The sequence below is a fragment of the Cryobacterium melibiosiphilum genome (assembly GCF_003602235.1).
Lineage (GTDB): Bacteria > Actinomycetota > Actinomycetes > Actinomycetales > Microbacteriaceae > Cryobacterium > Cryobacterium melibiosiphilum.
The window spans coordinates 61571-70120 of the sequence record NZ_QZVS01000075.1; the positions used below are offsets into that span (position 1 = coordinate 61571).

Sequence of the window (8550 nt, forward strand, 5' to 3'; positions counted from 1 at the left end):
CGTCGGTCCAGAGGCGCAGGCTCCCGTCGGGTGCGGGCGCGACCACGACCAGTCCCTGCCGGTCCGTGCGCAGCACCTCGGTGCCCGAGGCCGCCAACATTTCAAGCAGGGACGCCGTCGGGTGGCCATAGCCGTTCTCGGCGCCCACCGAGATGAGCCCCGCGCGGGCGCGCAGGTCGGCATAGAACTCCCGGCTCTGGTCGCCCGACCCGTGGTGGGCAACCTTGACGACGTCGACCGGCGCAAGCGGCCCGAGCGCCCTCAGCGCCTCCTGCGAGTCCTCCCCGAGGTCACCCAGAAAGATCGATCGGATGCCCCGTCCGACGAAGCCGATCGTCACGCTGCCGTCATTGCCGACCTGCATCAGCGTCGACCCGCGCACCGGCCAATAGACCTCCCAACGCAGGTCGCCCAGCATGCCGATGTCACCCCGAGCGGCCTGGCGCACGCTGGCGCCGGTGGCGGCCAGCCGTTCGTGAAGTCGTTCGTCCTGCGCGTTCTCAGGCTCTCCGACGAGAGCGGAATCGACTTTGCCGATCACCGCTTCGAGGCCGCCGATGTGGTCGAGGTCGTAGTGGGTGAGCACGAGCAGGCTGATGCGGTCGATGCCGAGGGTTTTCAGGCAGACGCGCAGCGGCGCAGGGTCAGGGCCGACGTCGACGAGGGCGTACCGGGTGACCCCGAGGGCGTCGACGTCGCGCACCACCACGGCATCGCCCTGCCCAATGTCGCACGCGGCGATCTGCCAGTCGCTCGGGAAGGCCAAGGCTCGACCGACGCCGGCTCCGATGAGGGCACCGACGTACATGCCACAGCCGACGATCAAGAGGGCGAGGGTCACCGAACGCCACGGCGGCCGGGCCCGGCCGGCTGCACGGGGCGATCGTGGCGCCGTGGTCCGCCCGGCGGACCACGCCGCGGGACTCCGCTCGCGCGCGGGGCCGGTGAGCAGAAGCGCCAGGGCGGCGGCCGTGACTGCTGCGAGTCCGAGAGCGCCGGGCAGTCCGCCGAGCCAGGGCAGAGTGGTTGCCGGCAGTGTCGCGGTCGTCTGGGCCACGGCGGCAATCCAGGCCGAGGGCAGCCAGGCCAGGTACAGGAGGGCAGTGCCCAGCGGCGGCAGAATCGGCAGGAACAGGCAGGCCAGCAGGCCGACGACGGTCGCGAACGGCGCCGCCGGTGCCGCCAGCAGGTTCGCCGGCACACCGTAGAGCGGCAGCGTAGGGCTGAGCAGCACCAGCACGGGCTGGCAGGCCAGCTGCGCCGCAACGGGAATGGCGATGACCACGGCGAGGGGTGCCGGCATCCACCGGCTCAGCGCCCGGGTCAGGGGGCCGGAGAGCAACAGCAGGCCACCGGTTGCGAGCACCGACAGCGCAAATCCGTAGTTGCGCGCCAGCCACGGGTCGAGGGTGATCAGCACGACCACGCTGAGGGCGAGGGTCGGCACGCCGCGGCCGGGTCGCCCGGCACCGATCGCGAGCAGGGTGAACGACGCCATCACCGACGAGCGCAGCACACTCGGCTCGGGCGTCACCAGCACGACGAAGCCCAGCAGGGCGAGCAGGGCCAGGGCGATGCGCCACGCCCGACGCAGCCGCAGGTAGCCACCGAACAGCATGATGGCGGCAATCACGATGGCGCAGTTGGCTCCGGAGACCGCGGTCAGGTGGCTGAGCGAGGCTGTCTTCATCGCCCCGTCGAGTGTCGCGCTCACCGACGAGGTGTCCCCGATCGCGAGGCCCGGCAGGAGGTCTCCTCCGTCTCCCGGGAGGTTTGCGGCGGCGGCCGCGAATCCTGCCCGCAGGTCGCCGAAGAACGCAAGCCAGTCGGGCGCGTCAGCCACCTTTTCCGGGGGACCGCGGCCGAAGAGCAGCGCCGAAGCGGCGTCGCCCGGATCGGTGAGGCGCAGCGTTCCCGTCAGGCGCAGCGTGCTGCCGATGCGTGTGTCCTGGGCCTCGGGCAGCTCGGCAAACACAACCACCGGCACGGCCACCGGCACGGATACCGCGGTCGCATTCGGGCCGGAAGCGGCGCCGACCGACACATCGCGGATTGTGGCTCGAAATCGGTACCGCTCACCGAAGGCCGCCCCGGCGAAGCCGACCGACGCGGACCGCAGCGGCGACGAATCCACCGTCACGGCAACGGTCACCTCATCGTGCTGCTCGGCGGCGGCGCGCACGAGTTCCGGCAGCCGCCGCGGGGCGTTCAGGCCGACCACGGACGCAACGAGTGCCGCTGCCGCACAGGTCACCGCGAGCAGAGGCAGCGCGGTCAGGAACCGCTCAGCACGCCGGGGCTGCACTCGTCGCGCTCCTGCCCGTGCCCGTCGTCGCGGCCGTTCGGCCGCGACGGCGGCCGCGAGGCCCGCCGCCGACCACAGGGCGACACCGACACCGACGGCCCAATCCGGAGTTGCGATGAGAACACCCGCAAACACCCAGGCGCCGGCCGCGGGCACGGCCAGACGCAGGTCGAGGCTGCGCCGCACCGCACCGTCATCAGGCGCACCGTCAGCAGGCACACCGGCATCAGGCACACCGGCATCAGGCGCACCGGTATCTGTCCTGCGGTCAGGAGTCATACGGTCACGAGGTCTTTCAGGGCCTCGAACGTCTTGTCCCCGATGCCGGTGATGTTGCGCAGCTCATCGGTCGAGGCAAACGGTCCATTCGCGTCGCGATAGTCGAGAATGCGCTGCGCCATCGCCGGCCCGATGCGCGGGAGAGTGTCGAGGTCCGACACGGTCGCCGTATTCAGGTTCACGACCGAGCCTGCCGTGCCCGGGGAAGCGGCCTCGGCCGATGCTCCGGGCGGTACGCCTGCGGGGATCTCACCGACCCGCGGCAGGTACAGTTGCTCGCCGTCGGTCAGCAGGCGGGCCAGGTTGGGTCCGGCAGGGTCGGCCTCGTCGGTCATCCCGCCGGCCGCCGCGACGGCATCGATGACTCGTGCTCCGTCGGGCAGTTCGAAGAGGCCCGGCCGTTGGACGGCTCCGAGGACGTGCACGAAGATGATCGCCCGAGAACGGGATGCCGCACCGTCGTTGCCGGTGGTGCCGTCGGTCGGTCCCACCCCGCTAAGAAGTTCGCCGGCGCCATCCGTGCCCGGCGGTCCCGGGCCATCCGCTGGGATCACGCTACTACCGGATTGCTGGCCAACGGCCGAGACCACGACGGTCACCACCAGCGCGACCAGCAACAACACGATCGCGGCCCCGACGCTCACGCGCAGTCGCACCCGGTCGGGCACCGGCTCCCGCAGCCGCGCGCTCGGCACGAGACGGTCGAGGTCACCGGGAGAGCCGATGGCGCCGCGGTTCGTGTCAGGCGAGAGTCCCTCGTGCACAGGCATGCTGGCAGGTTAGGACGACCCCGCACGGTGTGCGGGCCGAGAGCTCACAGACGAGAAAGGTCACCGAGACGACCCCCTGTGGAGGGACGGGTCCGGGCGAGCCCGGCCCGTCCCGGTGCTAGATCGCGCGGGTGACGAACGAGACGAGCTTGGGCGCCCGCACGATCACCTTGATGATCTCGCGGTCACCGATCGAGCGGACGATGGCGGCCGACTCGCGCGCGAGCTTCTCGAGGTCGTCGTTTCCGACCTTCGGGGAAACCTCGAGCTTATCGCGGACCTTGCCGTCAACCTGAACCACGGCGGTGACGGACTCGGCCACGAGGAGGCTCGCGTCGGCCTTGCGCCACTGCACGAGCGCGACGCACGGCTCGTAACCGAGCAGCGACCACATCTCCTCCGCCGTGTACGGCGCGAAGAGGTTGAGGGCGACCGTGGTGACCTCCGCGGCTTCGCGCACCGCGGCATCCGCTGCCCCCGCACCGGTGTCGATGACCTTGCGGGTCGCGTTGACCAGTTCCATCAGCCGCGCGACGACGACGTTGAACTTGAACGATTCGACGAGGGCCGGCGCATCGGCGAGGAAGCGGTGGGTGACGCGGCGGAGGCCGGCGTCTCCGGATTTCCAGTCGATCTCGGGCGCGCTCGTCACGTCGCGGGCCATGCGCCAGGCGCGGGCCAGGAACTTCGCCGAGCCCACCGGGGACACGTCGTGCCAGTCGATGTCGTCTTCCGGCGGGCCGGCGAACGCCATCGTAAGGCGCACGGCGTCGACGCCGTGGCGTTCGACCTCCTCGGTGAAATAGACGAGGTTGCCGCGGCTCTTGCTCATCTTGGCGCCGTCAAGAATGACCATGCCCTGGTTGAGCAGCGCGGTGAACGGCTCGGTGAACGTGACGTAGCCCTCGTCGAAGAGGAACTTCGTGATGAAGCGGGCATAGAGCAGGTGCAGGATGGCGTGCTCGACGCCGCCCACGTACTGGTCGACCGGTGCCCACTTCTCGGCTTCGCGGGGGTCGAAGGCCTGCGTGTCGTCGTTCGGGTTGAGGAAGCGCAGGAAGTACCAGGAGCTGTCGACGAACGTGTCCATGGTGTCGGGGTCGCGGCGGGCCGGCGTGCCGTCGATCGGGTTGGGCACGTTGACCCAGTCGGTCGCCCCGCCGAGCGGCGAGGTGCCCTTGGGCTTGAGGTCGAGGCCCTCGGTGGACGGCAGGCGCACGGGCAGCTGATCCTCGGGAACCGGGATCTCGGCACCGTCGGCACCGTGGATGATCGGGATCGGGGTTCCCCAGTAACGCTGACGCGAGATGAGCCAGTCGCGCAGGCGGTAGTTCTTGGCGGCGCGGCCGGTGCCGGCGACGCTGAGCAGCTCGATGATGCGTTTGATCGCGTTGTTCTTGCTGAGGCCGTTGAGCGTGCCGGAGTTGATCAGGCGACCCTCTCCTGTGAGCGCAAGTCCCGTGCTGAGGGGATCAAGGGCGGGGAGTTCCTCGGTGCCGTCGATCATCTCCTGCGTGATGACCGGGATGACGCCGGTGACGGCGGCATTGGTGTCGATGACAACGGTGACCGGCAGGTTGAACTTGCGGGCGAAGTCGAGGTCGCGCTGGTCGTGGGCGGGAACGGCCATGACCGCGCCGGTTCCGTAGTCGGCGAGCACGTAGTCGGCGGTCCAGATCGGCAGGCGTTCACCGTTGACCGGGTTGATCGCGTAGCGACCGAGGAAGATTCCGGTCTTCTCACGGTCGGTAGCTTGGCGTTCCATCTCGGTGCTGCGCTGCACCTGCACGAGGTACTCGCGGAAGGCGTCCTGAACTTCGGGAGTGGAACCGTCAGCGAGTTCACCGGCGAGGTCGGAGTCGGGGGCGACGACCATGAACGTGGTGCCGTAGAGGGTGTCCGGGCGGGTGGTGAAGACGGTGACGCGTTCACTCCGGCCCTCGATCACGAAGTCGACATCCGCTCCGATGGAGCGTCCGATCCAGTTGCGCTGCATGTTGAGCACCTTGGCCGGCCAGCTGCCTTCCAGCTGATTCAGGTCATCGAGCAGGCGGTCGGCATAGTCGGTGATCTTGAAATACCACTGGGTCAGCTTCTTCTTCACGACGACGGCGCCGCTGCGCTCGCTCGTGCCGTCGGGCAGTACCTGCTCGTTGGCGAGCACGGTCTGGTCGGTCGGGTCCCAGTTGACCCAGCTGTCCTTGCGGTAGGCGAGACCTTTCTTGTGCAGTTGCAGGAACAGCCACTGGGTCCACTTGTAGTATTCGGGGTCGCTCGTGTGCAGCTCGCGGTCCCAGTCGAAGCTCGTCGCGTAGAGCTTCATGCTCTTCTTCTGCTGCGCGATGTTGTCGTAGGTCCAGCCGCGCGGGTCGATGCCGCGCTTGATGGCCGCGTTCTCGGCGGGCAGCCCGAACGAGTCCCAGCCGATCGGGTGCAGCACGTTGAAACCCTGCTGGCGCCAGTACCGCGCCACGACGTCGCCGAGGGCGTAGACCTCGGCGTGCCCCATGTGCAGGTCACCAGACGGGTACGGGAACATGTCGAGAACGTACTTGCGCGGCCTGGTATCGGCCGGGTCGCTGGTGGCAAACGGCTTCAGTTCTTCCCAGATCGGCGCCCACTTCGCCTGTGTGGCGGCGAAATCGTAATGGTCGTCGTCGCGTTCGTCGCGTTCGGCGCTGATGGGCATGCTGTCGTGCTCGTGTGCCACGGGACTCTCATTCATTGCGGGAAATGTCAGTGCGGAAAAAGACGAAAAGCGCTTGCGGGATACGACCGCCGGGCCTGGTGCAGGGGTCCGTTCGCGGTACGTCGCTCAGGCGGATGCGCGACTGGGCGCCATCCACCCCTCTAGATTACCCATCTCGGAGTCGTTCACCGGCTCCGAGGACGCCGGAACGCCCAGTACCCGCAGCAGTCCCGCTGCTTTGAGCCGGGTTTCCTCGATTTCCTCCGCCGGATGCGACAATGCCGTGATCCCGCCACCGGTTCCGATCGAGACCCCGTCGGGGGCGATCACGATGCTGCGAATCACCATCGCCAGGTCGATCGCGCCGTCGTCACCCAGGTAACCGAACGCCCCGGCGTAGATTCCGCGCGGGCCGTCCTCGAGGGCATCCAGCAGGGTCATCGCGCTCTGTTTGGGCGCACCGGTCATCGACCCCGCCGGGAAACAGGCTTCCACCGCATCCAGGCCGCGGATGCCCGACGCCAGCCGGGCTTCGACCGTGCTGACCAGCTGGTGAACCTCGGCATAACTTTCGACGCCGAGCAGGGTGGTCACGCGCACCGATCCGAGTCGCGCGATGCGTCCCAGGTCGTTGCGCATCAGGTCGACGATCATCAGGTTTTCCGCCCGTTCCTTCTCGCTCGCGAGCAGTTCCTGGCGCAGCGCAGCGTCCTCCCGGGGGTCGGCGCTGCGGCCCCGCGTGCCCTTGATCGGCTTAGTTGTGACCTGGCCGCCCCGGGTGACCGCGAGAAACTGCTCCGGAGAGGCGCTCAGCAGGGATACGGCTCCGAAACGCAGCAGGCCACCGTGGTGGGTGGGATTCTCGCCCCGAAGCCGGGTGTAGACCGCGACCGGATCGGGATGGATGTCGAGGCGAATCTCGTTCGTCAGGCACAGCTGATAGGCATCACCCGCTCGAATCGCGCCCTGACACCGATGGATGAGTTCGGCGTAGGCGCCGGGACTGTGACGCCAGCGTGGCACCGGGCACTGCAGTTCACCCTCGAGCACGGGTGAAGCCGCCGGGATCGGCGGCGCGTCGAGGAGTGCCTGTACCTCGGCGGCCCAGGTGGCTGCGCCCGCGCGGGCCAGCACCGTGACGGTCCCGGCGCCGTGGTCGAAGGCGATGGCGCGGTCGAGATCGAGCAGGGCGGCATCCTCTGTGCGGGATTCATGCATGGGAGCGCCCACGGTCTGGGCACCGAGCTCGTAGCCGAGCCAGCCGACCCAGCCCAGGCTGAATCCTTCAGGATCTGCGGCCGCGACCCCCACCGCGGTGATGTCGCCGACGTCGGGCAAGCCGCGTTCGACGCGGTCTGAACGGAGGAATTCGAAGATGGAGCCGGGTACAGTGACATCCGCCCGCAATGGATCGCCAGGAACGGAGACCGTCACCGTATTCAGTGAAACCGAGGCCGTGGCGATACGGGAGTGAGCGGAGGCCGCACCGAGATAACTGACACCGGTCGTCGCGAACGGTCCGGAATCGAGCCAGACGGCATACGGATTGGTGCCGCACAGGGCAGCGAAGACGACTGCCGGGTCGTGCCACTCACGCAATCGTTCGCGTTCAATGGAAGCGCTCACCTAGCCAGCCTAAGCTGTGACGAATGAATGACATCCTCAGCTGGATGCTCGACTCCGTCTCGAGCGTCGATCCCGTGGTTCGTACGCTGCTGGCCGGCGTCGGGATCCTGCTCGAAACCTCGGTACTGATCGGCCTGATCATCCCCGGGGACACGATCGTCATCGTCGCGAGCACCGCCGTCACGAACCCGACCGAGTATGTGGCGCTCGTGCTCGCCGTCATCATCGGCGCACTCTGTGGGGAAAGCATCGGATTCGCCCTGGGCCGACACTTCGGCCCGGTCATCCGGCGCAGCCGCCTGGGCCGTCGGATCGGGGAAAAGAACTGGGTGCGCGCGGAGGTCTACCTCGACCGCCGCGGCGGTATCGCCGTTTTCCTGTCGAGATTCCTGCCGGTGCTGCACTCGCTCATTCCCCTGACCGTTGGAATGAGCAAGATGAGGTACCGCACCTTTATGGCCTGGACCGTTCCGGCATGCATCATCTGGTCGTTCGCCTACGTGTCGGTCGGTGCTGCGGCGGCCGGCGGTTACCGGGAGCTCAGCGGACAGCTGCACTTTGCCGGCTATATTTTTGTCGGCGTGATCGCCGGTTTCGTGCTGCTGGTCTTTCTGGTGAAGAAGTGGCTGCACCGCCGTGAAGAACGACACATGCTCACGGACGACGTCACTAATCTGGACCACTCGTCAGACTCCGACTGAGGCAGACTCCGACTGAGGCAGACTCCGACTGAGACTGACTGAGACTGACTTCGACTGAGACCGCGCTGGCGTGACACGCTCAGAACGGTGGTGGTGCGTCCCGGTCGATGACTGGTACCTGGATCGGGGTGGCGGGGTCGGTGTAATACACGTGTCCGGTCGGGGCGGTCCACGCGAGCA

Annotated in this window: 4 protein-coding genes and 1 pseudogene; 1 reads left to right on the forward strand and 4 read right to left on the reverse strand. The window is 68.0% G+C overall.

From position 1 onward, the window contains the following. Window positions 1-202: 202 nt before the first annotated feature. The 4 genes and pseudogenes from D6T64_RS23430 to D6T64_RS07620 form a co-directional block, all read right to left on the reverse strand. A pseudogene (locus D6T64_RS23430) lies at window positions 203-2584 on the reverse strand (ComEC/Rec2 family competence protein); the annotation flags it as partial. Next, the gene (locus D6T64_RS07610; RefSeq protein WP_119973831.1) at window positions 2581-3354 is read right to left on the reverse strand and encodes a helix-hairpin-helix domain-containing protein; all 774 of its coding nucleotides are present in this window, start codon (window positions 3352-3354) and stop codon (window positions 2581-2583) included. The gene D6T64_RS07610 and the pseudogene D6T64_RS23430, both read right to left, overlap by 4 nt. Before the next feature lie 118 nt (window positions 3355-3472). Continuing rightward, a complete protein-coding gene (gene leuS, locus D6T64_RS07615) occupies window positions 3473-6043 on the reverse strand; it encodes a leucine--tRNA ligase (RefSeq protein ID WP_119973842.1) in 2571 nt (856 codons plus the stop codon). Window positions 6044-6169: 126 nt separating this feature from the next. After that, window positions 6170-7669, reverse strand: a complete 1500-nt coding sequence (locus tag D6T64_RS07620; protein WP_233550916.1) for an anthranilate synthase component I family protein — start codon at window positions 7667-7669, stop codon at window positions 6170-6172. A 23-nt stretch (window positions 7670-7692) separates the two neighbouring features. Between D6T64_RS07620 and D6T64_RS07625 the strand changes: the two genes are divergently transcribed. Next, complete coding sequence (locus D6T64_RS07625; RefSeq protein WP_119973833.1) at window positions 7693-8370, forward strand: DedA family protein; 678 nt, start codon at window positions 7693-7695, stop codon at window positions 8368-8370. The last annotated feature ends 180 nt before the right edge of the window (window positions 8371-8550 follow it).

What these genes read in the sequence shown, in the direction of transcription:
- D6T64_RS07610 (WP_119973831.1), bottom strand. Translation starts at nt 3,354, where the DNA reads ATGCCTGTGCACGAGGGACTCTCGCCTGACACGAACCGCGGCGCCATC.
- leuS (WP_119973842.1), bottom strand. Translation starts at nt 6,043, where the DNA reads ATGCCCATCAGCGCCGAACGCGACGAACGCGACGACGACCATTACGAT.
- D6T64_RS07625 (WP_119973833.1), top strand. Translation starts at nt 7,693, where the DNA reads ATGAATGACATCCTCAGCTGGATGCTCGACTCCGTCTCGAGCGTCGAT.